At 70.5% G+C, this 24,922-nt stretch carries 20 protein-coding genes, 1 tRNA gene, 1 pseudogene and 1 riboswitch; of the genes and pseudogenes, 10 read left to right on the top strand and 12 right to left on the bottom strand.

Annotated elements, in window-relative coordinates; translation table 11 throughout:
* The first annotated feature begins 143 nt into the window (after positions 1-143).
* The gene (locus AC08OQ_RS05575; RefSeq protein WP_476602230.1) at positions 144-1,478 is read left to right on the top strand and encodes a glycoside hydrolase family 26 protein; all 1,335 of its coding nucleotides are present in this window, start codon (positions 144-146) and stop codon (positions 1,476-1,478) included.
* Between the two features lie 73 nt (positions 1,479-1,551).
* On the opposite strand, the gene AC08OQ_RS05570 is transcribed toward AC08OQ_RS05575, so the two are convergent.
* From AC08OQ_RS05570 to AC08OQ_RS05550, 5 genes are all read right to left on the bottom strand, one after another.
* Positions 1,552-2,214, bottom strand: coding sequence for a TIGR03085 family metal-binding protein (locus AC08OQ_RS05570; protein ID WP_462187562.1), 663 nt, complete (start codon positions 2,212-2,214; stop codon positions 1,552-1,554).
* 27 nt (positions 2,215-2,241) lie between these two features.
* Positions 2,242-3,858 carry a sensor histidine kinase gene (locus AC08OQ_RS05565; protein ID WP_476604655.1) on the bottom strand — a complete coding sequence of 539 codons (1,617 nt, stop codon included), beginning with the start codon at positions 3,856-3,858 and terminating at the stop codon, positions 2,242-2,244.
* Positions 3,858-5,030 carry a PP2C family protein-serine/threonine phosphatase gene (locus AC08OQ_RS05560; RefSeq protein WP_476599414.1) on the bottom strand — a complete coding sequence of 391 codons (1,173 nt, stop codon included), beginning with the start codon at positions 5,028-5,030 and terminating at the stop codon, positions 3,858-3,860. Before AC08OQ_RS05560 ends, AC08OQ_RS05565 begins: the two co-directional genes overlap by 1 nt.
* Before the next feature lie 237 nt (positions 5,031-5,267).
* Positions 5,268-6,026, bottom strand: a complete 759-nt coding sequence (locus tag AC08OQ_RS05555; RefSeq protein ID WP_476599397.1) for a hemerythrin domain-containing protein — start codon at positions 6,024-6,026, stop codon at positions 5,268-5,270.
* Positions 6,027-6,229: 203 nt separating this feature from the next.
* Positions 6,230-6,943 carry a PhzF family phenazine biosynthesis protein gene (locus AC08OQ_RS05550; protein WP_462187565.1) on the bottom strand — a complete coding sequence of 238 codons (714 nt, stop codon included), beginning with the start codon at positions 6,941-6,943 and terminating at the stop codon, positions 6,230-6,232.
* A gap of 220 nt (positions 6,944-7,163) precedes the next feature.
* On the opposite strand from AC08OQ_RS05550, the gene corA reads away from it, so the two are divergent.
* From corA to AC08OQ_RS05535, 3 genes are all read left to right on the top strand, one after another.
* On the top strand, positions 7,164-8,426 hold the full coding sequence (corA, locus tag AC08OQ_RS05545) for a magnesium/cobalt transporter CorA (RefSeq protein WP_476599398.1): 1,263 nt from the start codon (positions 7,164-7,166) through the stop codon (positions 8,424-8,426).
* A 215-nt stretch (positions 8,427-8,641) separates the two neighbouring features.
* A complete protein-coding gene (locus tag AC08OQ_RS05540) occupies positions 8,642-9,028 on the top strand; it encodes a hypothetical protein (protein ID WP_476599400.1) in 387 nt (128 codons plus the stop codon).
* Between the two features lie 348 nt (positions 9,029-9,376).
* Positions 9,377-9,551, top strand: a riboswitch (cyclic di-AMP (ydaO/yuaA leader).
* Between the two features lie 5 nt (positions 9,552-9,556).
* Positions 9,557-10,663 (top strand): C40 family peptidase, encoded by a 1,107-nt coding sequence (locus tag AC08OQ_RS05535; RefSeq protein ID WP_476599401.1) that lies wholly within the window; start codon positions 9,557-9,559, stop codon positions 10,661-10,663.
* A 456-nt stretch (positions 10,664-11,119) separates the two neighbouring features.
* Here the strand turns inward: AC08OQ_RS05535 and AC08OQ_RS05530 are convergent, their stop codons facing one another.
* The 3 genes from AC08OQ_RS05530 to AC08OQ_RS05520 form a co-directional block, all read right to left on the bottom strand.
* On the bottom strand, positions 11,120-11,515 hold the full coding sequence (locus AC08OQ_RS05530; RefSeq protein ID WP_476599403.1) for a hypothetical protein: 396 nt from the start codon (positions 11,513-11,515) through the stop codon (positions 11,120-11,122).
* A 456-nt stretch (positions 11,516-11,971) separates the two neighbouring features.
* Positions 11,972-12,715, bottom strand: a complete 744-nt coding sequence (locus tag AC08OQ_RS05525; RefSeq protein WP_462187570.1) for a type 1 glutamine amidotransferase — start codon at positions 12,713-12,715, stop codon at positions 11,972-11,974.
* A gap of 61 nt (positions 12,716-12,776) precedes the next feature.
* On the bottom strand, positions 12,777-14,027 hold the full coding sequence (locus AC08OQ_RS05520) for a MurT ligase domain-containing protein (protein WP_462187571.1): 1,251 nt from the start codon (positions 14,025-14,027) through the stop codon (positions 12,777-12,779).
* A 428-nt stretch (positions 14,028-14,455) separates the two neighbouring features.
* On the opposite strand from AC08OQ_RS05520, the gene AC08OQ_RS05515 reads away from it, so the two are divergent.
* From AC08OQ_RS05515 to AC08OQ_RS05500, 4 genes are all read left to right on the top strand, one after another.
* On the top strand, positions 14,456-14,947 hold the full coding sequence (locus AC08OQ_RS05515) for a tRNA adenosine deaminase-associated protein (RefSeq protein WP_476599405.1): 492 nt from the start codon (positions 14,456-14,458) through the stop codon (positions 14,945-14,947).
* A gap of 108 nt (positions 14,948-15,055) precedes the next feature.
* The gene (tadA, locus tag AC08OQ_RS05510; RefSeq protein ID WP_462187576.1) at positions 15,056-15,502 is read left to right on the top strand and encodes a tRNA adenosine(34) deaminase TadA; all 447 of its coding nucleotides are present in this window, start codon (positions 15,056-15,058) and stop codon (positions 15,500-15,502) included.
* A 126-nt stretch (positions 15,503-15,628) separates the two neighbouring features.
* A tRNA-Ser gene (locus AC08OQ_RS05505) sits at positions 15,629-15,715 on the top strand.
* 303 nt (positions 15,716-16,018) lie between these two features.
* Complete coding sequence (locus tag AC08OQ_RS05500; RefSeq protein WP_462203465.1) at positions 16,019-16,660, top strand: NAD(P)-dependent oxidoreductase; 642 nt, start codon at positions 16,019-16,021, stop codon at positions 16,658-16,660.
* Positions 16,661-16,782: 122 nt separating this feature from the next.
* Here AC08OQ_RS05500 and AC08OQ_RS05495 read toward each other — a convergent pair whose 3' ends face one another.
* A complete protein-coding gene (locus tag AC08OQ_RS05495; protein ID WP_462187574.1) occupies positions 16,783-18,168 on the bottom strand; it encodes a pyridoxal phosphate-dependent decarboxylase family protein in 1,386 nt (461 codons plus the stop codon).
* 621 nt (positions 18,169-18,789) lie between these two features.
* On the opposite strand from AC08OQ_RS05495, the gene AC08OQ_RS05490 reads away from it, so the two are divergent.
* Positions 18,790-20,307 carry a toll/interleukin-1 receptor domain-containing protein gene (locus tag AC08OQ_RS05490; RefSeq protein ID WP_476599407.1) on the top strand — a complete coding sequence of 506 codons (1,518 nt, stop codon included), beginning with the start codon at positions 18,790-18,792 and terminating at the stop codon, positions 20,305-20,307.
* Complete coding sequence (locus AC08OQ_RS05485) at positions 20,301-21,707, top strand: WD40 repeat domain-containing protein (RefSeq protein ID WP_476604657.1); 1,407 nt, start codon at positions 20,301-20,303, stop codon at positions 21,705-21,707. The genes AC08OQ_RS05490 and AC08OQ_RS05485 overlap by 7 nt, the downstream gene beginning before the upstream one ends.
* Positions 21,708-21,726: 19 nt before the next feature.
* Here AC08OQ_RS05485 and AC08OQ_RS05480 read toward each other — a convergent pair whose 3' ends face one another.
* The 3 genes and pseudogenes from AC08OQ_RS05480 to AC08OQ_RS05470 form a co-directional block, all read right to left on the bottom strand.
* Positions 21,727-22,746: an NsdA family TPR-like regulatory protein gene (locus tag AC08OQ_RS05480; RefSeq protein ID WP_462189171.1), complete on the bottom strand. Its 1,020-nt coding sequence runs from the start codon at positions 22,744-22,746 to the stop codon at positions 21,727-21,729.
* A gap of 273 nt (positions 22,747-23,019) precedes the next feature.
* On the bottom strand, positions 23,020-23,925 hold the full coding sequence (locus AC08OQ_RS05475) for a glycosyltransferase family 2 protein (RefSeq protein WP_476599412.1): 906 nt from the start codon (positions 23,923-23,925) through the stop codon (positions 23,020-23,022).
* Between the two features lie 630 nt (positions 23,926-24,555).
* Positions 24,556-24,922, bottom strand: a pseudogene (locus tag AC08OQ_RS05470) (hypothetical protein); the annotation flags it as partial.

Raw genomic sequence — 24,922 nt, 5'->3', positions numbered from 1 at the left:
TGGCAGCCGGCGTCGAGGGGGCGACCGGAGGCTGGTCCGGTCCGTCTCAGGCTGCTGTGCGACATGGAGGTCATCCGCTTCGATGCCGAAGCCGGGACCCGGGGGGTCCTGACGACACTGCCACGCACGGAGGGATACCCGCGGTGAAGCACCGGGCGGAGGGCGATCCCAGCCCGCCGAGAGTCCGATCCGGTTCCCGGCGCGGGCGTCGCCGTCCGCATCACCCTGCCTGGATCGCGTCGCTGGGCGTGATGGCTCTGGTCGCCGCCGCAGTCGGGTGGACCCTCGTCCCCGAACGCGACACCGGGGGCGAAGGCTCGGCGACAGTCGAGGCCACCGCCATCCAGCACGGGAAGCCCCGACACGGCGATGACCCCCGGGTACAACCCAGCGTCTCAGCAGGCACGACCGGCGGGCTACCCGGCGGAGACTCCAGCGCGACCGTCGGCTCCCCCTCGCCGTCACCCGCCCCGGTGCCCGCGGGCACCCCGGCCGGTACGGCCCCGCGGACCGCCGCCAAACCGACGACCCCCGGCGCCGCGGCCCGGGTCACGAAGCCGGCGGTACAGGTGCCCGTCATCCCCGTCGGTGGCGGGGGCGGTTCGGTGCCCGGCGGCATGAGCGGCGTTGCCGCGGGGACGATGACGCAGGTGCGGGCCTGGGAGAGCTTCCGCGGCTCGCCGGTCAACGTCGTGCTCACCTTCACCGACCGGTCGAGCTGGCAGACCATGACGAACCCGTGGCTCGGCTCGGGCCCGGAGAAGTTCTCGACCTTCGCCGGCACCTGGATCATCTCGCAGCCCTTCTACCCGACGGGCGGTGGGGACATGAACTCCTGCGCGAGCGGCGCCTACAACGGCCACTGGGCGGACTTCGGCCGGTGGCTGGTGGCGAAGGGCCGCCCGGCGAGCATCATCCGGCTCGCCTGGGAGTTCAACGGCGACTGGTTCCCGTGGTCGGTCTCCAAGACAAACCCCACCACCTGGGTGAACTGCTTCCGCCAGGTCGTCAGCGCGATCCGCTCGACGGATCCGCAGGCCCGCATCGACTGGACGCTGAATGCGCACAGCAGCGGGGCCTGGGTCGTCTACCCCGGTGACCAGTACGTCGACATCATCGGCATCGACAGCTACGACCAATGGCCGGCGAGCACGGACGACGCTGCCTTCGCCAGTCAGTGCCACGCCGAAACCGGGCTCTGCTCGACAATCGCGTTCGCCCGCCAACACGGCAAGCAGTTCTCGGTCCCGGAATGGGGACTCGTCGGAAAGAGTGACACCGGGGCGGGCCGCGCCGGCCGGGCCGGCGGCGACAACCCAGTGTACATCCGCAACATGTACCAGACGTTCGCCGCGAACCGCGACATCCTCGCCTACGAGACGTACTTCAACGACTCGGAGCCCGGGAACGTGCACTCCTCCCTGGTGAACCCGACAGAGCATCCCGCTGGCGCGGCCACCTACGCCTCGCTCTGGTAGCGCCCCGCCCCGATGGCGGCACGGCTCCGACCGGATCACACCCAGATCACACCCAGATCGGAGCTGCCGGGAGCTAGAGACCGGTGGGAGCCGCGCGGAACCGCTCGATGTCGGCGTCGGAACCGCGCAGCTCGACCCGGGCGACCTGGCCCCGCCCGAACGCGTACAGCACGATCTCCTCAGGCGGCCCGACGATCTCCACCACCGGCTCGCCGCCGTGCAGGGTGCGCCGGCCAGGAGCGTCCGTACGCTCCGCCACGACACCCAGACCGGCTCGCCGGAACCCGGCGAACCCGATCAGCAACAGAGCGGTCCACATCGCGTCACGGCTCCTGGTGTCAAGCTCGCGAGGCTCCCAGCCGGGGGCGGCGCGGCGGATGTCCTCGGCGTGCACGAAGAACTCGACCAGGTTCGTGGCATCGTCGATCAGGCCGATGCGGGTCGGCTGCCACCACGGCGGCCCGGCACGGAACGTCTCGACCAGCTCGGGAAAGGTGTGGGCCCGCATGGTGGCTCGCTCGGCCCGTTCCGTGATGCCGTGCAGCCGACCGACGATGAGCCCGGGAGCGGCCCACGGCACCCGCTCGCGGGTGACCAGGTGCGCCACCAGATCATGGTTTGTCCATCCGGCGCAGAGGGTGGACGCCGCCGGGCCACGCTCGGCCAGCAGGTCCGCGAGCTCCCGCCGCTGCGCCCGGGCTCCTCGCCGGGTGAGAACCGCTCCTGACCCCATCATGTGCGGCACTCTAGGCGATGAGGCGACTCATGGCGGGTCTCCGGCCGTTGGAAGTCTCCGGTTAGGGAAGGTGAACCGGAAGGTGGTTCCGTCCTTCACCGCGCCGTCCAGCCAGATCCGGCCGCCGTGGAACTCGACGATCTTGCGACACAACGCCAGCCCGATGCCCGTGCCCTCGTAGACATCCCGGCCGTGCAGCCGCTGAAAGATCACGAAAATCTTCTCAGCGTACTCCGGATCGATTCCGATCCCGTTGTCGGCGCAGTACAGCTCCCACTCGTCCGCCCGGTCGACGACACCGACATGCACGGCGGGAACCGTCTCGGCCCGGAACTTCAGCGCGTTCCCGATCAGGTTCGCGAACAGCTGGGTGAGCAGGACGGGGTCCCCGCGCACGACCGGCAGATCATCCGCGGTGACCTCGGCCTGGGCGCTCTCGATCGCGATGGACAGCGCCCCCGTCGCCCGTTCAAAGATCTCACCCAGGGGCACATCGACGAAACCGTCGGTAGTCCGTCCGACCCGGGAGAAGGCCAGCAGATCGTTGATGAGCTGCTGCATCCGCTTCGCGCCGTCCACCGCGAAAGCGATGTACTGGATGCCCCGCTCGTCGAGCTTGTCACCGTAGCGTCGCTCCAGGAGCTGGCAGAAACTCGCCACCTTCCGCAGCGGCTCCTGCAGGTCGTGCGAGGCGACATAGGCGAACTGCTCCAGGTCACGATTGGAGCGCCGCAGCACCTCGGCCTGCGCCTCCACCGCGGACCGCGCCGCCCGCGCGACCCCGAGCTCCCCGATCAGCTGGCGTCGCATCGACTCCACGTCGGCGGCGAGCGAGGCGATGTCCGGGGGACCGGTCGGCTCGACCACGTGATCGAGATGTCCGGAGGCGACGGTCCGCGCATCGTCGCCCACCCGTTCGAGCGGACGGGTGACCCAGGACCGTAACGCCCGCGCGATGACCGCCAGGAGTATGGCCATGACAGCCGCGCCGGTCACCAGCGCGAAGATCAGGAAACGGAGCGCCGCCGTGACGTGCTGGCGAGCCCGGACCTCCTTGGCCCGCAGGTCCGCCTCGAGGTCCCCGGCCGCGGCGCGGACCGCCTCGAAGCGGGTCTTGCCGAACTCCGGTGACAACAGGCGGGCCGCGGCGGGACCGCCCACCCGCACCGCGTTGATGGCCGGATCGGCGTAGTCGCCGTGCCAGGCCCGGATCCGGTCCTCCAGCACGGCGAGCCTCGCCAGCAGGACGGGGCGCTCCACAAGCCGTCGGTGCAGGTCCGCGAGCAGCCTACGCTCGGCCCTGCGCCCTTCGTTGTAGGGCTCCAGGAAGTCCTCGCTGCCCTGGAGCAGGTAGCCCCGCATCCCGGTCTCCTGGTCGACCAGGCTGGAGACCAGCTCGGTGGAGCTCAGCAGAGCCGGGGTGAGGACGTCGCTGCGCGTGTGCAGGGCGTCGTCGAGCCGGACCAACGACGAGACGACAAGACCAGCGACGATCATCAGCACCATCGCCGCCACCATGTAGGTCACCTCAAGTCGACGGCGTAGGCGCCAGACGGGCCCGACCCGGCCCCGCTCCACCGCCCCGCTCAGCCCCGCGTCGCCCGCTCCCTCATCGGTAACGTTCGGGTGGGTGCGCTCCGGCATCAGCCGGCACCCCAGATCAGCAGCAGGAGTGCGACGTCGTCGGTCAGCGGGCCGCCATTGCGCGCCTCCACCCGGTCGATCAGGTCGTCGAGCAGCCCGTCGGGGTTGTCAGCGGGCCAGAGTTTGGCGATCTCGGGCAGCACGCCCTCCCAGCCCAACGGTTCCCCGCCCGGTCCCTCCCGCCCCTCCAGCAGGCCGTCCGTGGCGAGCAGGAGCGCCCAGTGCGGCCCGAGCTCGATCCGCACCTCCTCGGAGAGGTCGTTGTCGACGATGCCGAGAGCCGGGCCGACGACGTCGCCCGGCAGCGCCGACAGCCGCGGATGCAACAGCGCCGGCGGCGGATGACCGGCCAGCCGCATCCGCGCCGAGGCCCGGTCGGGAGCGATCGCGAGGGTGCACACCGTCGCAAAGATCTCGTCCTGTTCCCGCTCGCTCACCAGCACGCGTTGGAGATACCCGAGCCGGTCGGGTTCCGGAACACCGGCAAGGACCAACGTGCGCCACGCGATCCGCAGGCTCACCCCGAGCGCTGCCTCGTCCGGGCCGTGCCCGCAGACGTCGCCGAGCAGGACGTGGAGCGTGCCGTCCGCGGTGGACACCATGTCGTAGAAGTCCCCGCCGAGCAGGGACTGCTGCCGGCCGGGGCGGTACCGGGCGTCGTGGTGCAACCGGCCGTCGTCGATGAGCGGCCGGGGTAACAGGCCGCGTTCGAGGCGGGCCCGCTCGTCCGCCAGCAGCTCCGACTCCCGCAGCGCCTGCGCGGCGGTGTCGGCCCGCTTGCGCTCGATCGCGTACCGGACGGCCCGGACCAGGTCCCGCCCGTCGACCTGGCCCTTGACGAGGTAGTCTTGCGCGCCCGCGGCGACCGCCTGCGCCCCCCGGTACTCGTCAACCAGACCGGTGAGCACCACGACCGGCGCTCCCGCCTCGACCGTGAGCAACCGGCGCAGCGCCGACAGGCCCTCGCTGTCCGGCAGCCCTAGATCCAGCAGCACGCACGCGACGTGCTCGCTGCGACGGGCGGCTTCGGCCACCGTGCGCACCCGGGTCAGCTCGACCGGAGCGGAGGCCTCGTCGAGGAGCTCGGACACCAGATAGGCGTCGGCATCATCGTCCTCGACCAACAGCACAGGCCAGATCACTTCCACAGGATCAGCGTTCGGCGCCCGCATCGCGTTGCTCTCGGTCCCTGACACATCTCCTCGGCATTGCACGACACGAGGCCATACCGGCCCAACCCGGACCCGAAGCATGGCACGACCACAGCGCCCGTGCGCATCGGAACGCCGAACCGGAGTGGACCGCGGCCAAGAAGACCAGCCAGGAAGACGGAGCGCGACGGGCTCAGGAAAACCGGGCTCAGAAAGACATGGTGGGCCCACGGGAACGACGGCAGCCGCCAGGACAGATCAACGGGCGGCGGTGTGGCTATCAGCATCGGTGTGGCTGCCGGCAGCGCGGCCCTGCGCGCCCTCCCTCCCTGGCGGGGTCTCACCCGGAACCGGCGCCGTGGGACGGCCCAGCAGGTACCAGCCCCACAGCCCGGCGGGCACCGGGGCCCGCACCGGCGCGCCGGGTACCTCCCGAGCGTCCATCACGTCGAGCAGGTGATCCCAGTAGCCCGTCAGGCGGGCCGCCAGGCTTCCACCGAACAGCCTGCTGTGCAGGAGGTGCGGATGCGGTCGGGTCGGAGCGTGGCGCATCGCATCGGAGAAGCGGTCGAGGAGATCCCGGCGCTCGTCGTCGGACAGCTCGGCCATCAGCTCACGCAGAAGTTCGTCCTCCAGCGTCGCATGTTCGACCATCAACGCGGCCAGATCCCGGCGCAAGTTCGCGACCGGCTCCGCGGGCCGGTTGAGGTCCCCCTGGACGTACTGTTCAATGCCGCGCATCACCGAGGAGCAGCGCCGCGCCAAGCGGCCCAGGTCCGCCACCCGCGCCCGGCCACCCACGACCCGGCGGGCCATCTCCGGGTAGACCACCGACTCCATCGCGCTCAGGTGTGCGGAGACGGCGGCCACGGCCGCGTCGCTGGCATGCAGCGCCTGCCGCGGGTCGGTCGACGGACCACCCACGTCACCGTGGGCGTCGGCGCTGCGCGAGAGCTCGATCAGACGGACGGCGTCCTGATGCGCGGCCTCCACCAAGGTCGCCAACGTCTCGGCCATGACCACCTCGCAGCCCATGGGCAGATACCCAGCGGAGAGCTACCGGAAGCCAAAGCTACGCCTATCCGACCCGGTCCGCATCTCGGCAGCCACCACGCAGCCGTAACCCGGTACCCACAAAAGGTGCCAGTCGCCTCGCTCGGCACCTGACTCTCAGACTTGGTCCCTGTGGTGTCCGGCCGTGGCTCCGCCGGACGGCACCGTCACCGGGCGAGGAACTCGTCGAGATCGGCGAGGAACCGCGTCTCATCCTCGACCACCAGGCCGCCGATGTCGGCGTGGCCGGGCGGACCCGGCTGCGCGAGCACAATCGAACCGGTACCGTGCCGGATGGTGAGCCGCCGCCCGAGCAGCGCGGCCAGTCGCATGGAAGCCGACCCGCAGGCCTCGTCCTCGGTGACGCCGTGCCTGCTGGCGAAGGCCCGGGCCCGCACGACCCCGCCCGGCTCATCCTCCCACGCCCAGAGCTGGGTCAGGTCCTCGCCGGGTGGACGGGGCAGGTCGAGCGCGTCGACTTGGCACGGGTCCGCAAGCATCTCATGCCACCAGTAAGGCACGGCGGCCAAGGCGCTGCGGACCCAGACCCGGCCCTGCTCCTGCCAGCTGACCGCCTCGCCGCCGGCCGGGCGGAGGATCTCCGGATGGCCACCGAGCAGCCGACCCAACAGCCAGGCCGACCCTACCAGGGCGTGTCCCGCCATGGGCAGCTCCCCGGCGGGCGTGAAGGTGGCCAGCTCCGCCAGCTCCGGGTCGTCGACGAAGACCGTGGCGGGGCAGCCTAGTCGGCGCGCGACGACGGACCGCTCCCGCGCGTCGGGCAGCAACTTCGCGGCGTCCAGCACCACGGCGAGCAGACTGCCGCCGGCGCCCGTCTCGTCGGCGAACACCCGAAGCGTGCGTACCTCGATCCCGATCACTCGATCCTCCCTGTGAGGTATCCCATACGCCGGACGTGTGTCTCACCCTTCGCGTGGCACCCCGCCGGCACAGTCGCCAGGCATCCGCGTCCACGGTGAAGCCCGGATCGCCTCCGGACGGCCGGCACCGACTTGTCACCATGAAGGTTCACCAGCGGGAAGGTCGTGGGAAATGCCGACAGGTGGACATGGACATGGATCGGCGGCAGGGAAGGAGGCAATGATGCGGGACGATGCGGTGCCGGGCGAAAGAGTACGCGACGAGACGGTACGCGAGAGCCGGGGACGCGACGATGACGGCGCGCACCCGGACGGCGGCGACCACGGCAGCCAGCATCCCGTCCGGGAGGTGCTGGGGGACGCCCTGGAGCAGGCGTCGGCCAACGCCCATAAGCTCGCCGGCGCGCTGACCCGTCCGGTCTCCCTGGTCCGGGTGGGTCGCAAACGACGCCAGGTGCCCCGCCCCGGACTACCGCGGACGCCGGACGGGCGCGTCATGGCCTGCGGCGTGTACAGCCATGGCCGGCGGATCACCACGGACATCGACCAGGCCGACGCGCTGCGGTTGGCGCGGTCCGAACGCAGCGGGTTCGCCTGGCTCGGCCTGTTCGAGCCGAGCTACGAGCAGCTCACCGCGATCGCCGAGGAGTACAGGCTGGACAAGCTCGCGGTGGAGGACGCGGTCACCGGCCACCAGCGCCCCAAGCTCGAGCAATACGAGAACCACCTGTTCATGGTGCTCAAGACGACCAGTTACGTGGAGCACACCCAGATGACGAGCACCTCCGAGGTAGTCACCACCGGCGAAATCATGATCTTCCTCGGCGAGGACTTCGTCGTGACCGTGCGGCACGGCAGGCACGGGGAGATGACGAAGCTGCGCGGCCGGCTGGAGGCCAACCCGGAGATGCTCCGGCACGGCCCGACGGCCGTGCTGCACGCCATCTGCGACAGCATTGTGGATGACTACATCCGCACCGTGGAAAGCATCCAGGCCGACGTCGACCAGATCGAGGCGGGGGTCTTCCATCGGGATCAGAAGCCGTCGACGGAAAGCGCCTACCAGATGAAACGCGAGCTTCTGGAGCTCAAGCACGCGGTGCTGCCGCTCGCGGGCCCGTTGCGTACCATCACCACGGACGCCCCCACGATGGTCGACGTGGCGATGCGCCGTTACTTCCGGGACGTCGCCGACCACCTCGAGCAGGTCAGCGAGCGTATAGCTCACTTCGACGAGCTGCTTTCCTCCGTGCTCCAGGCGACGCTGACGCAGGTGACGATCGCACAGAACGAGGACATGCGACGGATCAGTGCCTGGGTGGCGATCGGCGCCGTCCCGACCGCCGTCGCCGGGATCTACGGGATGAACTTCGACCACATGCCGGAGCTTCGTCAGACGTGGGGCTACCCGGCCATCCTGGCCGTCATTACGACGATCTGCCTGTTCCTCTACCGTGCGTTCAAGCGCAACGGCTGGCTCTGACACCGACCTGCATGCTATGCGCGCAGGGACCACGACAATGACGGCAGATCCATAGTCCCTTTTTACTATCAGTTGGCTGACGCGACGTATCCGTACGATGGGTTACCCCTGGCCCGCCACGTCGGTTACCGTTACCAACCGTGTCGGAGCAACCGGGTCTCGTGCCAGCCGCTCGGTGCGGTCCCCGCCGATCCCCCCACCCGTCAGGGGACTCCATGACCTCGTCTGACCCCAAGAGTCATAAAACAGCCATCCTGCCTGATCGGGACGATCTCATCGCGGAGCTCGCCGGCCGGCTGGAGGCCCTCGACGCGCTCCTCAACCGGCTGGAGGATGCCGAGCGGCAGGCCGCCGACGCCAGCGAGCATCTCATCCGGACCCGCCGGTGGCAGGAGGACACGGTCCGGACCATCCAGGAGGAGCGGGCTCGGATGCGCCAGCGCCAGCACGCCCTCGACGAGCTCGCCGGCCACGCCCGCGCCGCGGTCGAGGCGCTGGCGCACCATCGCTCGCTGCCCCGTGAGGTCCACGAGCTCGCGGTCGAGCTCCAGGTGCTCGATGCGGCGGGATTCCTCACCCGCCGCAGCTCCCGGTCCCGCTGAGGGGGGTGCACGCCCGACCTCGCCCGTCAACTACTTTAAGTAGTCAAAAGTCGCCCACGGGCCGAGGGAGGGCTACCCGCCCGCCCGCTTCTCACCCGGACCGGCCGCCGCCACGGGCCCCCTACGCAGCGAAAAACCAGCAGGACAACCGGGGTGCGAAGGGCCTTCGGCCCGCCCGGTCAGCCCGGCCGGCCGGCCGAGCGGGCCGCCGACGTCGCGCGACGGGAACTTCAACGCACACTCGCCGTAGTTGGGAAGGACTAGTGTTTACCCACCCCGTCCAAGTGGACTAGTCTCACGCCGACGTCACGACAACACCGGGCCGAACGCCGAGTCCTGCCCCCGGCCCCGGTGTCCCCTCCGAGTCGTCATCAGGGGCAGGAGCGGGGGACCCACCTCCACCGGCCGGCACCGATCCGCGGTATCGACCTAGGGGTGAAGCTCGACGCGTGAAGGTCACGCGAGAGCCGGGCAGCCCAGCCCGAACCCGACAGCTCACTTCGCAGGCGTACGGGAAGGAATACACCGTTGTCCGCGCAAAGCGTGCAGCTCGACGAAGAAACGCGAGGCGCCGGTCGCGGCCGTCATCGCGCACCCTCCGCGCCCCCGGCCGCCCGCAGCCGGGCCCGGGCCCGCGCCTTCGCCGCCGTGACCACCGGGACCGTCGCGGTCTCCGGAGTGGCTCTCGCCGGCTGCGCCACCGACATCAACGCCGACGCAGCGAAGGACGAGCAGCCGAACACCGCTCCGATCATCCTCGCCGCGCAGATCGGCTCCCATGCCGCCCTGGGCGGCAGCATCGCGGCGGCGGCGGTCAGCACCCACGGCTCCACCTCCCTGCTCGGCTCGGCGGGCGGTGTCAACGTCCCGCCCTTGACCGGCAAGGTTCAGGTCGGTCTCCGGGTGACCAACCCCGAGGTGACCGTCAACGCGGACCAGCCGATCGACATCGGCTTTTCGCTCTACAACGAGCAGACCCACGAACCACTGGCGAACCAGCTGGTCAAGGTGCAAGTGAAGCTCCCCACCGGGTGGGCCACCTTCAAGCACCTTTACACTAACGCCCAAGGCTACACTTCCTACACGGCCCGGGTGCTCACCACCACGAACGTCACCGCGGTCTTCGACGGCACGGACGCCCTGCAGTCCGCCCGCTCGGCGAACGATGCCACCCTGCGCGTACGGCCGGCACCCATCCCCCAGCCCGTCCGCAACGCCGCCTGGTCGGATCTCCTTGCGACAGGGGACGCCGCGGGCCAGACGTCGGTTCCGGTCCCGTCGAGCTCCCTCGGGGAGAAGGCCGTCTACCTGGCCTCCCTGCAGGCCGGCAAGCCCTACGTCTACGGTGCGGAGGGCCCGAGCTCGTTCGACTGCTCCGGCCTCATCCAGTACATCTTCAAGCAACTCGGCAGGAGCGTGCCGCGGACGACCGACGCCCAGTTCGCCGCCGCCACCCGGGTGTCGCAATACAACAAGCAGCCCGGCGACCTGATCTTCTTCGGGACACCCGGGAACATCTACCACGCCGGCATCTACGCGGGTGACGGCATGATGTGGGTGGCGCCGCGCACCGGCGACGTCATGTCGCTCAAGAAGATCTATACCACCTCCTACTACGTCGGTCGGATCCTCTAGCAGCCGGTCGGAGCCGGCGCACCGCCCTCATGCCGACGCAACGGCTCATCCGGCTCCGGTGGATCGCCTTCGCGGCTGGCGGACCGCACGAGCCCTGCCGGTCCACCAGCGGCCGGCTACCGGGCCTCCCCTCCGGGCACCGACCCGAAGCCGTGAAAGCCGAGCCCGGGACTCCCACCCACCGGCGAAGCCGCGGACAGACCAGCAAGCGGGCCCTGTCACCGCCCGACAACCCGCCTACATGGTTCCTTTCCAGCTATCCGGACGGGCCCTCCTTCCGGTGGGACGGACGTCAGATCTCCCCCCCATCTGACGTCCGTCCGGCCGGAAGGCCCCCGATTCCGCCGGCCTTCCCTCGGATCCCCCCCATCCGCACGGGAAGGCCGGCGGGCCTCGGACCCCCGGCCGACCAGGTTCGCCGATGCCGCTACCCCCTCCCGGCGGCATCGGCGGACTTCAGCCTTCAGTCTCTGCCCGGTGCGGGAAACAGCCCGGCCCGCTCGCGGGCGCCGCGGTCAGGCCCCCAGCCGGTGACCGGACGAGAACTTCCACAGGGCCTCGCTGACCTTCCGGATCCCAGGAGGCCTCCGGGGCCCGGCCCTCCGGGACACGGTCCTGGCAGTTCGGCCCGGGCTCCGGGTCGAACTGCCCGACGACGCCGACCGCGGCGAATTCCGGCTTACCCGGGGCGCAGGCAGCGGCCAGGGCCAGCCGGGCACCCTCGCCGATCCCCCACACGTAGACCCGGTCCGGATCCACCTTGGTCCGTTCCGTGGAGACGAAGCGGACCACGTCGCGCAGATAGCGCACGTCCGCCCCCTCGGGTCCGTCGATCCGCCACGTGCCGCCCACGGACGGCTTCCGGGAAGGCCACCGCGAAGTCGCAGGAGTTCGCGAGCTTGCCGGCGTCACTCTGCCGGTCGAGTGACTTCGCGTCCGCGTTGTCATCGTGCAGGATCAACACCAGCGGAAGCGGGTTGGCGGGATCGGACGGGGCCTGGACGAGCAGCTCACGGCCCGCCGACGCGTAGTCGCCGGGCAGGCTGACCCGCTGGGTCCTCGGGCGGTCACGGGTCCCAAGGTAGCCCCAGGCAACCACGATCACGACACCGACGATGAGCACGGTTCTCTTGTTTTTGCCCCACCATCCGGCGAGGGGATTCGACACCACGATCCAACCGAACCACACCGCCGGCCGGGAAACGCCGCAAACCTGGTAGCAGATGACGACAAGACCTGAGTCAGACCAGGTCTGTCCGCCTTGTCCCCCCAAACTTTGCCCCCCCAAAAAAAACGCCAGGGGACGCGTCAGGTGACGGCCAACGCGCGGCGCCGGGCCTGGCGCAGCACCTCCACCTCGCGGGGCGCGCCCAACGGCGGCAGCGGACCGTGGACCCAGCTCAGCAGGAGATCGGCGAGGGCGGGGTTCTGCGCGAGCACCGGCCCGTGCAGGTAGGTGCCGATGACCCGGCCATCCACAATGCCGTCCGTTCCGCCGTCACCGTCACCGGTCCCAAGCCGGACCGTACCGAGCGGGATGCCGTTCGCGCCGGGCAACCGCCTCGTCCGCCCGGCGTGATTCTCATACCCGTACAGGGTGGGCAGGCCGAGCCGTGCGTCCGGTTCCACCACGATGTCCCCGACCGCGCGCGGCGGCGGCGCGTCCGACGGGCCGAAGGAGCGACGGGTCTCCACGCCGACGAGATTCAGCCCCTCGTGGATCTCCCCACCGGACGGGAAGGTCGCGCCGATCACCTGGTAGCCGGCACACACGGCGAGCACCGCGGCTCCCGAGCTCACCGCTCGCCGGATCGCCCGGTTCTGCCGGATGCCGTCCGCCGCGAGGACCTGCGGTGCGTCCTCACCCCCGCCGAGCAGGTAGATATCACAGCTCTCGGGCACCGCCGACCCCGCGGGAACGTTCACCACCTCGACCGGCAGACCACGCCAGCGCAGGCGCTGGGACAGCACGATCGCGTTACCGCCATCACCGTAGGTACCGAGCAGCTCGGGGTAGATCAGCGCGATCCTGGTTACCGAGCCGCCCGTCATCGCGTGGATCCCCTCATTGCGTCACCAACCTCGCCGCGTACACAACCTTGCCGCGTGGACCTCACCGCGTGGACCTCACCAGCAGATCGCGAAACGCCGTGTAGTTGGCGACGACGTCGACCACCTTCTCGTTGGCGGCCAGGGCCGCGTCCTCCGCGCTGGCATACACGCTGTGCGGCACCTCCGCATAGGCCAGCCGCACGCTCATGTCCTCCTTACGCTCCCCGGTGACCAGCACCTGCCGGCCGGCGAGCCGTTCGAACGGCACGTCCCAGATCCAGGACGGATCCCGCCCGTCAGCGGTCTGGGAGTTGAAGTCGATGACGACAGGCCGCGGCGGCGCGTCCGCCAACAGCTCCATCATCTCCACCCAGCCGGCGGGGTTCTTCGCCAGCAGCAGCCGGCCTCGGTGGCCCTCCTCGCCGAGCGCCACCTCCTGATAGCGACCCTGCACATCGCCCAGGCCGGTCATGGCCGCAAGCGCATCCTCGATCTCGACGCCGAACTCCCGGGCCGCGGCGGCGGCCATCGCCGCGTTACCGAGGTTCACCCGTCCGGGCAGATCGAGCCGGGCCGCGATGGTGCGGCCGTACCAGAGCAGTTCCCGGGAGCCGGTGACCGCGACGATCGGCTCGGGCCTGGCCAGCCCGCACTCGGACCACCAGCCACTGCTGTTGCGGTACAGCAGCCGGGCGCACTGCGGGCAGACCATCGCGTCCGCCGTCCAGTTCTGCCCCGCCGACACCCAGACCTGCCGGTGCCAGCCCGCCGCAGCCCAGGCCACCAGGGGATCATCGACGTTCGCGACCACCGTCGTGTCGCGCAGCTCCGAACCGAGCTCACGCCACATGGCGGCGATGCGCCGCGTCTCGTTGGACCGGTCGAGCTGGTCGCGGCTGATGTTCAGCAGCAGGACCACCCGCGGCGAGATCTCCCTGGCCACCTTCGGCAGCCAGATCTCGTCCACCTCGAGAGCCGCCGCCGCGTCGAACGGCGGCCGGGACAGCGCGGCCAGCACCCCGGGCGCCATGTTCGCCCCGCCGCTGTTCGACTTGACCGGCCCCAGGGTGCCCAGGGCCCGGGCAAGCAGCCGCGTGGTGGTGGTCTTGCCGTTGGTGCCCGACACGCAGGCGGTCATCCGGTGGGAGCCGACCTCTGCGAGCGCCCCCGGGGACACCCGCAGCGCGAGCTTGCCACCGATCATCTCGCCGGAACCACGGCCGAGCCGGCGTGACGCCTCGGCCGCCAGACGTTCAACGGCGAGCGCGGCCTGGGTCCTGGCGGTGAACCGGCGGGGGATTGATGTCGTCATCGCGGTTTCTACAGTGCCACGACGGCACCGGGCGGCGAAGCCCGCCCCGTCTTCCGTTCCGATAGATCCCGGTCCAGTCCCCGGTCATCGGCCCGGTACCACCCGGTAGCGCCCCCGGACGGGGGTTTGTTCCGGCCGGACATTACCTCACGTGAGCTGGCGTTACCCATAATCCGTCAGGGAAGGTGTCGACCGGACCACCGTGGCGGAATCGACGCGGCATCGCGGTAGAACTCACCCGACGGGGTGAACCGGAATACCCACGGCCGCCCCCACAGGTGAGAATCACAGGTGGAACACGGCTGGTCGGCGCGGGTGCGCCGGTTCGGCCACCGGGGGCCGCGCCGGGCGGGCATTCCGGACCGGCACGGCCGGCACGGCCGGCCCGGGTCCGCCGCGCGGTTGCAGAAGGGACGTGAGGGCGCACAGTGACCACGAAGGCAATCGCGATCACGCAGGTACACGGCCACTGGTCGGTGCACGATCTCGACCCGACCGACGCCGACGACCTCGACGCCCTCACCGACATGATGCGGGATCTGGGTGACGGCCCCGTCATCGCCTTCATCGAGGAGGACGACGAGTACCTCGCGGTGGTCTGCGTGCGTCCCGACGACCCGGATCCGCAGGTCTTCCTCTCTGATCGCCGGGTCCTGGTGACCTCCGATCTCGCCGAACGCCTGTTCGCCGACGCGCTGCCCTCGATGGCGGGGCTGATCACCGCGGACGACGAGGATGACGCGTCCGCCGTCGCCCATGCCGCCCCCGTGGGCGATCTCGATCTACTCGGCGATCTGGGCACCCCCGCGGAGGCGTTGTTGGAACTGATCGGCGAGGAGGGGATGCTGCCGAGCGATGTGATCAGCGCGCTCAGCGAACGGGCCGGGGCGGGGGAGATCCTCGACGACGCACGTGGCTGAGCTCACCGGTCCGGCTGATCCGGGATGACCGATCCCGACGAGTACCCCCGGGCGGGCGCTCCCGCCCGGCTGAGCGGTCCGCCCGGACCAGACCGCTTCCACGAGGCGATGGGGCTCGCCCTGCGCGAGGCCCGCCTGGCCCCGGACCACGCCGATGTCCCGGTGGGTGCCCTGGTGGTGACCGAGGACGGCACGGTGCTCGGACTCGGGCACAACGAGCGGGAACGCGGCGCCGATCCCACCGCCCACGCCGAAATGATCGCCCTGCGGGCGGCCGCGCGCCGGACGGGTTCCTGGCGGCTACCGGGAGCCACCCTCGTGGTCACGCTGGAGCCCTGCACCATGTGCGCGGGGGCCCTCGTGCTCGCCCGGGTGGACCGCCTCGTCTACGGTGCGGTCGACGAGAAGGCCGGGGCGGTCGGCTCGCTCTGGGACGTGGTGCGGGACCGGCGGCTCAATCATCGACCCGAGGTGGTTGCCGGGATTCGCGCCGGCGAGTGCGGCGCGCTCCTGGCGGAGTTCTTCGCCGCGCGCCGACGCCCGGCGGGGCGCTAGCCGGCACACCGCCGCCACGCTCGCCCGGTTCGGGACGACGGGACGACGGGGTGCCGTCTCGGCGCCGTCGGACCCCTACACACCCCGGCGAACCGGACTCTCGCGACGTCCGGTAGGCTAATCCACGGTGGAGTCGCCTAGTGGCCGAGGGCGCACGCCTCGAAAGCGTGTGAGGGGGCAACCCCTCCGTGGGTTCAAATCCCACCTCCACCGCCCTATCGGTACGTCTCGCTATTCGCGTGCTGCCCAGCATCCGCGTGCTGCCCAGCCGACCAACCAGCCACGATGCTCCCGCACCCGGCTCCTCCCGCACCTGGAACGCCGGCTCGAGCAGCGGCTGGCTGGGCCCGCACAGCGGTCCCGGAGGATCAAGCCCGGGCAGACGTCGACTTGCAGTCGCCGCGGAGCGTGAAATAGTAAACGCGGAAAGTAATTCACTACTGACCATGACGCCCGCGGATGGATACCCGCGGGCGTTTCCATCAGCTGCACGACCGGCGAGTCGGAGGCAATGGCATGGCGAGAATCGTTATTTTTGGTGCCGGTGGTCAGATCGGGCGCCGTATCACCGACGAGGCGATTCGACGGGGGCATGCGGTCACCGGTGTCGAGCTCGACGCGGCCCGGGTGAAGAAACTTCCCAAGAAAGCGAACGGCGTGGTCGGCGACGTCACGTCCCGCGATTCCGTTCAGCGGCTGGCGCAGGATGCGGACGCCGTCATCGTGGCGATCGGCGGCGCGGACCGCCCGGTGCACGCGAACGCTGCCCGCACGCTCGTTGACGTCCTGCCGCGCATCGGCGAGCCGGCGCCGAGCATCCTCCACGTCTCCAGCGGGGGGACCCTGGAGGACGAGAACGGTCAGCGTCTCGTGGACACCCCGGGCTTCCCGGCCGCCGAGCGCAAGGACGCTCTTGACCAGGCCGACGCGCTCGACGTCTACCGCGGCGCCCGGAACGTACGGTGGGCCGCCATCACCCCGCCGCCGCAGAACGTGGGCCAGGGAAAGCCCCGGGGAGGGTACCGCACCGGCAATGACCGGCCGGTGGTGGACGCCCAGGGCAACACGGGCATCTCCCTGGAGGATCTCGCCGTCGCGGCCCTCGACGAGATCGAGAAGCCGCGGCACCGCAACCGGCGGTTCAGCGTCGGCAACTGAGCCACGCGCCCGGGCGGGCGGCACGGGTCGGACCCACCCGCGCCGCTCCGGGCGGCACGCCCCGTACCCCGGACCGGCGGGAAGACCGGACGGCGGGGAGAGGGAGCTCATCGTGGCGAGGATCAGGCCATCGTGGCGAGGATCGCGCCGATGTCGTCGACGGTGGTCCGCGGGTTGACGATGGCGAACCGGGCGACGGTCTCGCCCTCGTGCACGGTGGGCGGAACGAACGCGAAACCGTCCCGCAGCAGGTTCTCGCTCCACCGCCGGTAGTCCGCGGCCTGCCAACCCAGCCGACGGAACACCACGATCGACAGCTGCGGTTCCCGCACCAGCTCGAGGTGAGGCAGCGCGGCGATCTGGAGCACGGCCGCCCGGGCGGTCGCCAGCGTGGACTCAATGGCCTGGCCGTAGGCCAAGGTGCCATGCGTCGCCAGCGAGAACCAGAACGGCAGCCCGCGGGCCCGCCGGGACAGCCCGATGGCATAGTCCGACGGGTTCCAGGCCCCCGCCGAATCCAGGACCTCGAGGTAGCCGGCCCGCTGCGGGCCGTGCGCCGCCCGGGCCACCGCCGGATCGCGATACACCAGCGCGCAGGCGTCGAACGGCGCGAACAGCCACTTGTGTGGATCGACGATGAACGAGTCGGTCTCGGCGATCCCGTCGAAGAGAGAGCGGGTCGATGCGGCGGCGAGCGCGGCCAGCCCGTAGGCGCCGTCCACATGCACCCACAGCCCGCGGGCCTGACAGACGTCCACCACCCCGCGGATGTCGTCGACGGTGCCGAACTGAGTGGTCCCGGCAGTCGCCACCACCGCGAACACGCCGTCGACGGCCTCGGCGCCGCCCTGCTCGGCGAGCCGGTCCAACGCCTCGGCCAACAGCGGGCCGGTCAGCCGTCCGGCGTCATCCGTCGGCACGACGACGACCTCGGCGTCGAGCACCGTGGCGGCCTGGTAGAGGGAGGAGTGCGCCTCGGCACCGCAGACGAACCGCCATCGCGGTGGAATCGGCCGACCGGCGGCGGTCAACCGACTCCGGGCGGCATGCCGGGCGGCGGCCAGCGCCGACAGGTTGCCGACGGTGCCCCCCGGTACGAACAGCCCACCGGCGCAGGCGGGGAAGCCCGCGAGGTCCGACAGCCATCGCAGCGCCTCGTTCTCCGCGAAGACCGCGCCCGCGCCCTCCATCCAGCTGCCCGCGTAGATGGACGACGCCCCGACCACCAGATCGAACAACACAGCCGCCTTGGTCGGGGCGGCCGGGATGAAAGCGAGATTGCGGGGATGATCCGTCGAGATGCAGGCGCGGGACAGCTTCTCGTCGAACACCTCGAGGACGCGACGGCCACCGATGCCCTCGGCGGTGATCGTGGATCCCACCGCTGCCGCCAACTCGTCCCGTGACAATGGCGCGTCCAGCGGTACCGGATCGAATCCGAGCCGGACGCGAGCAAAGTCACAGATCGCGCGGACGAGATCGGCAGTCTGCCCGTCAAACCGATGCACAGGCGGAGTCTAGGGTCGGCCATGCTCGGACATCGGGTAGCTCACCCCGCCGCAACATCGGCGTTTCCGGGTCAACCCCGAGTTCACACCGGATCGTCGCGGACCGTCACAAGCCGCCCGGGTCGGGGTGATCTCCCGCGACCCGGGGGACGACGCGAGGCTACGCGTCCTGCTTGCCGCGCTGACGACGGAAGAGGAACCCGCCACCAATCAGGGCAACCAACAGAACAATTACTCCGACACGCTTCACAACAAACCTCCACGATGAGAACCCGGCCTACGGGACGACATGCCCGGGCGTCCATCCATATACCCCATGGACGCCGCGGAAGGTGCCCAGACCCGCCGTCCCGGGGGACGAGCGGCCGACACATCCTCATGTCATCGAAACCGAGCATGCCATGAAGTGGTCCCAGGCGTGCAACCGGACCGCCGGACAAGCCGACGCGTCCTACGACAGCGCGATGGACACGTGTCGTACCGCGGGGCAATCTTCACGCGACCCGGCGTTTGGACGGTGCTTTCACAGTCGCCCTCATCGCACCCGTTCGGTGACAAGGGCGGCGAGGGCGTCGGCGCCTAGAATGTTCCTGAGGATGTGCACGGCGAATCCCGGGGGCGATGGTGGCACGAGTTTTCGTCAGCCATGCGGGCGCCGACGCGGAGCTGGCCGACGAGGTTCATCAGGCGCTGACCCTTCTTGGCCACCGGGTGTTCCTCGCTCAGGACATCCGGGTGGGCGTCCAGCCCGGCGACATGTGGAAGGATCGGTTGCACCACGAGCTGCGAGCCGCCGACGCCGTGGTCTGTGTCATCACCAACGCCTACAACGCCTCCCCATGGTGCGCCTACGAACTGGGAATCGCCTACGAGGTCGGCAGCCTGTTGCTGCCGCTGCGCGTGGAGCCGACGGTCACCTCCCCGCTCCTGGAGGACCGGCAGCACGTTCACCTGCACGAAAATCCGCGATGGGCCGACAACCTGAACGTTGGGCTGCGGCGCGTCGAGGCCGCCGGCGGGCTGGGCTGGGCGGACGACCGGTCCCCGTTCCCGGGTCTGCGGCCGTTCACCCGGGACATGGCCAAGGTGTTCTATGGGCGCGGCAACGAGCTGCGGCGGCTCACCCACCGGCTACGCTCCCTCGGTGAACAGCGTCTGCTACTGGTGGTCGGTGCCTCCGGGTGCGGCAAGTCGTCGCTGGTCACCGCCGGCTTGCCGGCCCGGCTGGCGGGCGAGCCCGGCTGGGAGGTGGCCGACCCCTTCTGGCCGGGCCGGGACCCGGTCCGCAAGCTCGCCCACACCCTGACCCAGACTGCGAGGCGCGTCGGCCAGCAGTGGGCGGTCACCGACATCGACCGGCAGCTCAGGGAGGACGACCTGGCCCTGATGGGGCTGGCCGAAGAACTTCTGACGGCCGGCTCCGGCCCGGTGCGGGACAGACTGCTGCTACTGATCATCGATCAGGGCGAGGAGCTGTTCACCCGATCGGACGAAGAGGAACGGGCCCGGTTGGCGACCCTGTTGCGGCATGGGGTCACCGGTCCCGTGCGGGTGGTCATGGCGCTTCGCTCCGAGTTCCAGGACCAGGTCTTCGCCCTGCCCGAACTGAGCGGCCCTCCCGAACAGGGCGGGGTCAACCTGCACGTCTTCCCCCTCCGCCCGCTGGCCCGGGACATGCTGCCGGTCGTCATCACCGAGCCGGCCCGGGTAGCCGGCCTGCAGGTGGAGCCGGAGCTGGTCGCCAAGATGGTCGCGGACACCGAGGACGGCGAGGCACTGCCGCTGCTGGCGTTCACGCTCCATGAGCTGGCCAAGGACCAGACCCGCGGCGGCACCCTGTCGATGGACCGGTACCACGAGCTGGGTGGCGTGCAGGGGGCGCTGGCCCGCCGCGCCGACGCCGTCCTCGACGACGCCGTGGAGACGAGCGGGCTGGGCCGGGAGGAGATCCTGGTCGGCCTGGCCGAGCTCGCCACGCTCGACGAGGCCGGTCGGCGGACCCGCCGACGCATCGACCTCAAGGACCTGCCGTCCGACGCGTTGCGGAGAACCTTCCAGGTCTTCGTGAACCAACGGCTGCTGTCCACCCCCAGGACAGCCTGGGGACCGCCGTCGGGGTCGTCCACGAGGCGTTGCTGACCGCCTGGAAGCCACTGGATGCCGTCATCCGGGAACGGGAAGCCGCCCTGCTCAGTGAGGGCAAGGTCGAGCGCGCCGCCGCCGAGTGGGAGCACAACGACGGCCCGCTCTGGGACGAGGACCGGCTGACCACCGCCATCACGACGCTGTGGCAGTCCTATGAGCGTTTCCGCGCCGGTGAGGAGCCGGTGGTCCATCTCAAACCGGCCGGGCGGAGGTTCATCGACGCGTGCGACCAGCGGATCGAGGAAGCCCGTCGCCAGGAACGTGCGCGCGTCGAGGCGGCCCGCCGCCGGGAACGTCACGAACGTCAACGCCGCCGGCAGGTCATCACCGTCCTTTCCGTGCTCCTCGTCTTCACTGTCGCCGGTGCCGCGATCGCCACCTGGCAGTCCCTCACCGCCCGGCAGGCGCAGCTCACCGCGGAACGGGCGCAGCGCACCACCGAACGGGCGCGGCACGCCCTGATCACTCATACCCTGCTCGCCAACGCCAACGTCGCGCGGGCGACGGACCGGGTGCGCGCGTTACGACTCGCCATCGCCGCCGAAAACATCGACTCCGGTAGCGGTGGTGAGGCCGGCAGCCAGGCGAACCTGCTGCAGACTCTCGTCGAGGACCCGACCGCGCTCGCCAGCCGCGGCGATCCCGTCACCTCGGTGACGTTCTCCCCGGACGGGCGCATCCTGGCCGTCGGCGGCGCGAACGCAACGGTCGTGCTGTGGGATGTGACGGAGGGTCAACCTCGTCGGATCGACCCGCCCCTCACCGGCCAGCGCAGCGGGATCACGTCGGTGACGTTCTCGCCGGACGGCCGGAACCTCGACGCGACCGGCGTCGACGGGACAGTGCTGCGGTGGGACATCGCCGACCCGGACCGGCCACAAGCGCGGGAGCGCGTGAATGCCGCCGCGCCCCCCACGCCGTGGGAGGCATTCTCCCCGGACGGGCGCCTCAGAGCCACCGGCCAGGACGGATCGATCATGCTGGCGGATGTCACCGCCCCGGATCGGCCCCGGCCGCCCAGCCTCCTTCTCGCCGACCCCGGACCGGTCCGGGCCGTGGCCTTCTCCCCGCACGGGCAGGTCCTGGCCGCGGTCGGATCTGGCCGGAGGGTATGGCTCTGGGACACCAGCGTCACCCCGCCGCGGCAGATCGGGCAGCCGCTGACCGGGCACACCCGCTCCGTCCTGTCGCTGGCCTTTTCCCCGGACGGCGGGACGCTGGCCTCCGGCGGCAACGATGGCACCGTCCGGCTGTGGCGGCTCGCCGCGGTCGACGCGTTCCGCCGCAACGGCGTCGTCGAATACGCCTGCCACGAGGCCCAGGGCGGGCTCGACCAGTCGGCGTGGAGCTTTCACATTCCCGGCCTGCCCTACCAGGACACCTGCGCCGGGTGACCGCCGGCGGCACCGTCGGCTACGTCGGCAACGTCCAGGTGTCGAGGCGTTCGGCGATGTTGTTCGTGCCCTGGCGCCGCCCGGCGATCCGCCGGGCGTCCGTGAGGAACCGGTGGGTCCGCGTGACCACCACGGCGTTCGGCCGGTGCTCGGAGATGTCCAGTGCCTCGGTGACGAGCGCTTCGGCCTCGTCGACGTGGTGGCGGTGCAGGGCCGCTGTAGCCGCGGCGATCCTCGCCATCGACCGCAGGCCGGTCGCCCCGGCGACGTCGAGATGGTGCACCGAGGCGTCGGTATAGACCGAGGCCGCGTCCGGTTGGCCGAGTTCAACGTACGCCGCCGCAGACAGTTCAGCGAGCGTCAGCATATGCAGGGTGTCGATCGAGAACCCGGGGTTGCCCGACTGCGCGCGGCTCAGCGTCCCCTGGATGCGCCAGGCACGGTTGATCGCTTCGTGCACGCCCGCCCGTTCACCGAGCGCGCCCAGGGTACGGGCCTCTATCGCCGCGGCGCGGCTGGCGGCCGGCGAGCCCGCACCGACGTGGGACGTGGCGGCGCGGGCCAGCGCGAGGGCGGAGGCCAGGCGGCCGGACTTGCGGGCCAGGGAGCTCTGCCACAGCCGAACCCAGCACTGCAGTGCCCGGTCCCGCGCCTCCTCGGCGTGGCCGAACGCCTCGGCGAACGCGGCCGTCGCCCCGGGGATGTCACCGAGGTCGTGGCGGGTGGTGGCCCACAGGGCAGCCAGGCGGCCGGCGGCGCGGTGCAGGCGGGCGTCGACGGCGGTCGGGTGCCCGCCCTCGGCGAGCAGGGAGCGGACGGCCGGCAGATGCCGGCGTAGGTACACGCTCGTCGCGCCGATCGGGGTCCGCTCGTACGCCCCGGTGATCTGCTGGATGCGGACGTCGATGTGGTTCAGGACGTCCTCGGACGCGATCACTCGCGGGGTCACTGGCCCGCTCCGGACCATGAACAGCCCGGGTGGCAGGGATGCCCCCGCCGCCAGCCGGAGGAACCGCCGTCGATCGGACTCGTCGCCCATGCCGCACCTGCGCTTCGGGATGTCGCCCGCTTCCCATGACCATGATCCGTCCGTTGGCAGTCGAAGAACGGGTCATCGTCCATGGTCATGCCCCGTCTGCCGGCCCGACTGCACACTCGCTGGACGCTAGCCGGGGCGGCTGCCCGCCGGAAGCGGAAACACCCAGCACAACGTGGTCTCCCACGGCCCGCGGCCCGCCGCAGCCTACGGCCCACAGCGGCACCGGTCGACCCGGCACAGGTCACTCGCCGTGACTTCTGCACCGACGGAGCCTCAGGGCGGTCGTGGCAGCCGCCCGCCGCCTGCCTGGTCGGCCTGGTCGTCGGATTCAATGATCTCGGTGTAGGCATCCACGCGACGGTTGGGGAGCGTCGTCGGCAGTTCCAGGTGGACGGCGCCCGCCGGCAGCACGCCGACCCCGCCGGCCCGCTCCATCACCCGCAGCTGGGCCACCACGTCCTCGCCGCGGTGGTCGGGGGGCAGTCTGGGCCAGAATTCGAACCCGCCCGCCATGACCAGTTCATGCCGGTCGTACAGGACACAGCCCCCGATCCAAGCCACCCGGTAGGCGAGCCAGCCACCCGCCGGCAGCCGGCCGCGACGGGCGAGGCCGGCGGTGATGTGGGTGAGGTTCGCCGCGTTGTGCAACCGCCAGCGTTCCCAGCCGGGAGTGCCCTTGCGCACCCGCTCCGGCCGGACGTCCGCGGCGTCAGTGACGGTCTCGAAGGGTTTCTGCTCGTGCGGCCGCACGTCCGTGACGTGGCTCAGCCCCTGCGGTGGGGTGCCGACGAAACCGCAGCGCAGGGTGCGGATGGCGGCGAGCAGCCGGTCCACGAGGGCCGGCTCGCAGAGTACATCGTCGTCGAGGTAGAACACATATCGGCCGCGGGACGCGTCGAGCAGGAACTGGCGCTGCTCCGCCAGGCCCCGCCACGTCCGCCCCCGGTGCACCTCGACGGCGCTGCCCCGCGCTCGTAGCAGCCGCAGCACCCCTTGGACCTCGGGGGTGTCGCACGCTGCCGGTCCCGGTGTCTGGTCCGAGATGACGACGCGGAATCCGGTTGCGGTCTGCGCTGCCAGGCCGGCGAGCGTCACGGCCAGCGCCGCGGGCCGCCCGCAGGTGGGTATCAGGACGTCCAGATCGCCCGGCGCCCCAGCCGACGCCGACGCCGTTACCACACCGACCTCCGGTCAGTCGTCGTCGGGATCATCGTCGAAGTCGAGCCGGTCGCCGTACTCCATAGAAAACCAGCGGTTCGAACGGCCCGCTCGACGCGAGGAAGACGGATCTCACTGCCCCACCGGCATCGGCGTGCAGACGCTCCCAATCGCGGGGGAAGGCGAACTTCGCCTCCGTCGGAACGGGGTGGGCTGCTCCTGCAGCAGCGTGATGGCATCGGCCACGGCCTTGAGCTCCGTCAAGCTGAACAGCTCTCGCCGGGCGGGGCGTAGCGGGCGCAGCCGGTGCTGTTCGTAACCGAATCGAGCGGGATGGCGGAGCCTGCCGATCAATGCGACGGTCTGGACCAGGACTGGTTCCGGGAAGGGCGCTCAGGTACCAGGGGTGACCTGCCCCGTGGGAGCCGGATACCGACGGCACGTAGGGCGATGGCACGGAAGGCGAAGTTCCCCAAGGCCCATCACCAAGATCACCGATGGGCCGAGGTCTCGCGCCGCAGGACTGGCCATGGCAGACAAGCTGATCGAGTCCACCCAAGCCCGCTGGCGCGCCGTCAACGCACCCCATCTCGTCACTCTCGCCCACTAGCGATCATGGTCCGGCCTAATTCTCGTTGGTAACGGGCTGCGTCAGCCCGCAGGTCTGCCGGATCTCGTCGTGCTGTTCGTGCTGGATGGAGCAGCAAGGAACGATCTGTGGTCTCGGCGTGGAATGATCGGCGCGTCGCGGCCAGTTCCTGCTGTCGCGCTGGTCTCGGAGTCGGTGATTGCCTTCTCCTCGTGGTACTCCTGTTCCACATTGACAGTCCACACATCGTGCTCGGTGCCGTCGAGGATGTTCCCCACGGTGAGCATCGCGGTCAGCATCGAATGGTCGGCGTTGTTGTAACGGTGCATGCCGTTGCGGCCGACGGGATGCACGTTGGGGACGTTCTTCTCCAGCCAGTCCCTCATGATCTCAACGTTGCGCCAGTAGTACTGGTCGTAGGTCGGGAAT

The sequence above is a fragment of the Frankia sp. CcCS3 genome (assembly GCF_977927575.1).
Note: the sequence above shows the minus strand (reverse complement) of the source record. Positions and strands in the feature narration are given on the sequence as shown.

Coding starts and splice junctions, on each gene's coding strand:
- AC08OQ_RS05500 (WP_462203465.1), top strand. CDS start 16,019: ATGGCGAGAATCGTTATTTTTGGTGCCGGTGGTCAGATCGGGCGCCGT.
- AC08OQ_RS05490 (WP_476599407.1), top strand. CDS start 18,790: ATGGTGGCACGAGTTTTCGTCAGCCATGCGGGCGCCGACGCGGAGCTG.
- tadA (WP_462187576.1), top strand. CDS start 15,056: ATGGGGCTCGCCCTGCGCGAGGCCCGCCTGGCCCCGGACCACGCCGAT.
- AC08OQ_RS05555 (WP_476599397.1), bottom strand. CDS start 6,026: ATGGCCGAGACGTTGGCGACCTTGGTGGAGGCCGCGCATCAGGACGCC.
- AC08OQ_RS05570 (WP_462187562.1), bottom strand. CDS start 2,214: ATGATGGGGTCAGGAGCGGTTCTCACCCGGCGAGGAGCCCGGGCGCAG.
- AC08OQ_RS05565 (WP_476604655.1), bottom strand. CDS start 3,858: ATGCCGGAGCGCACCCACCCGAACGTTACCGATGAGGGAGCGGGCGAC.
- corA (WP_476599398.1), top strand. CDS start 7,164: ATGATGCGGGACGATGCGGTGCCGGGCGAAAGAGTACGCGACGAGACG.
- AC08OQ_RS05520 (WP_462187571.1), bottom strand. CDS start 14,027: ATGACGACATCAATCCCCCGCCGGTTCACCGCCAGGACCCAGGCCGCG.
- AC08OQ_RS05560 (WP_476599414.1), bottom strand. CDS start 5,030: ATGCGGGCGCCGAACGCTGATCCTGTGGAAGTGATCTGGCCTGTGCTG.
- AC08OQ_RS05525 (WP_462187570.1), bottom strand. CDS start 12,715: ATGACGGGCGGCTCGGTAACCAGGATCGCGCTGATCTACCCCGAGCTG.
- AC08OQ_RS05540 (WP_476599400.1), top strand. CDS start 8,642: ATGACCTCGTCTGACCCCAAGAGTCATAAAACAGCCATCCTGCCTGAT.
- AC08OQ_RS05480 (WP_462189171.1), bottom strand. CDS start 22,746: ATGGGCGACGAGTCCGATCGACGGCGGTTCCTCCGGCTGGCGGCGGGG.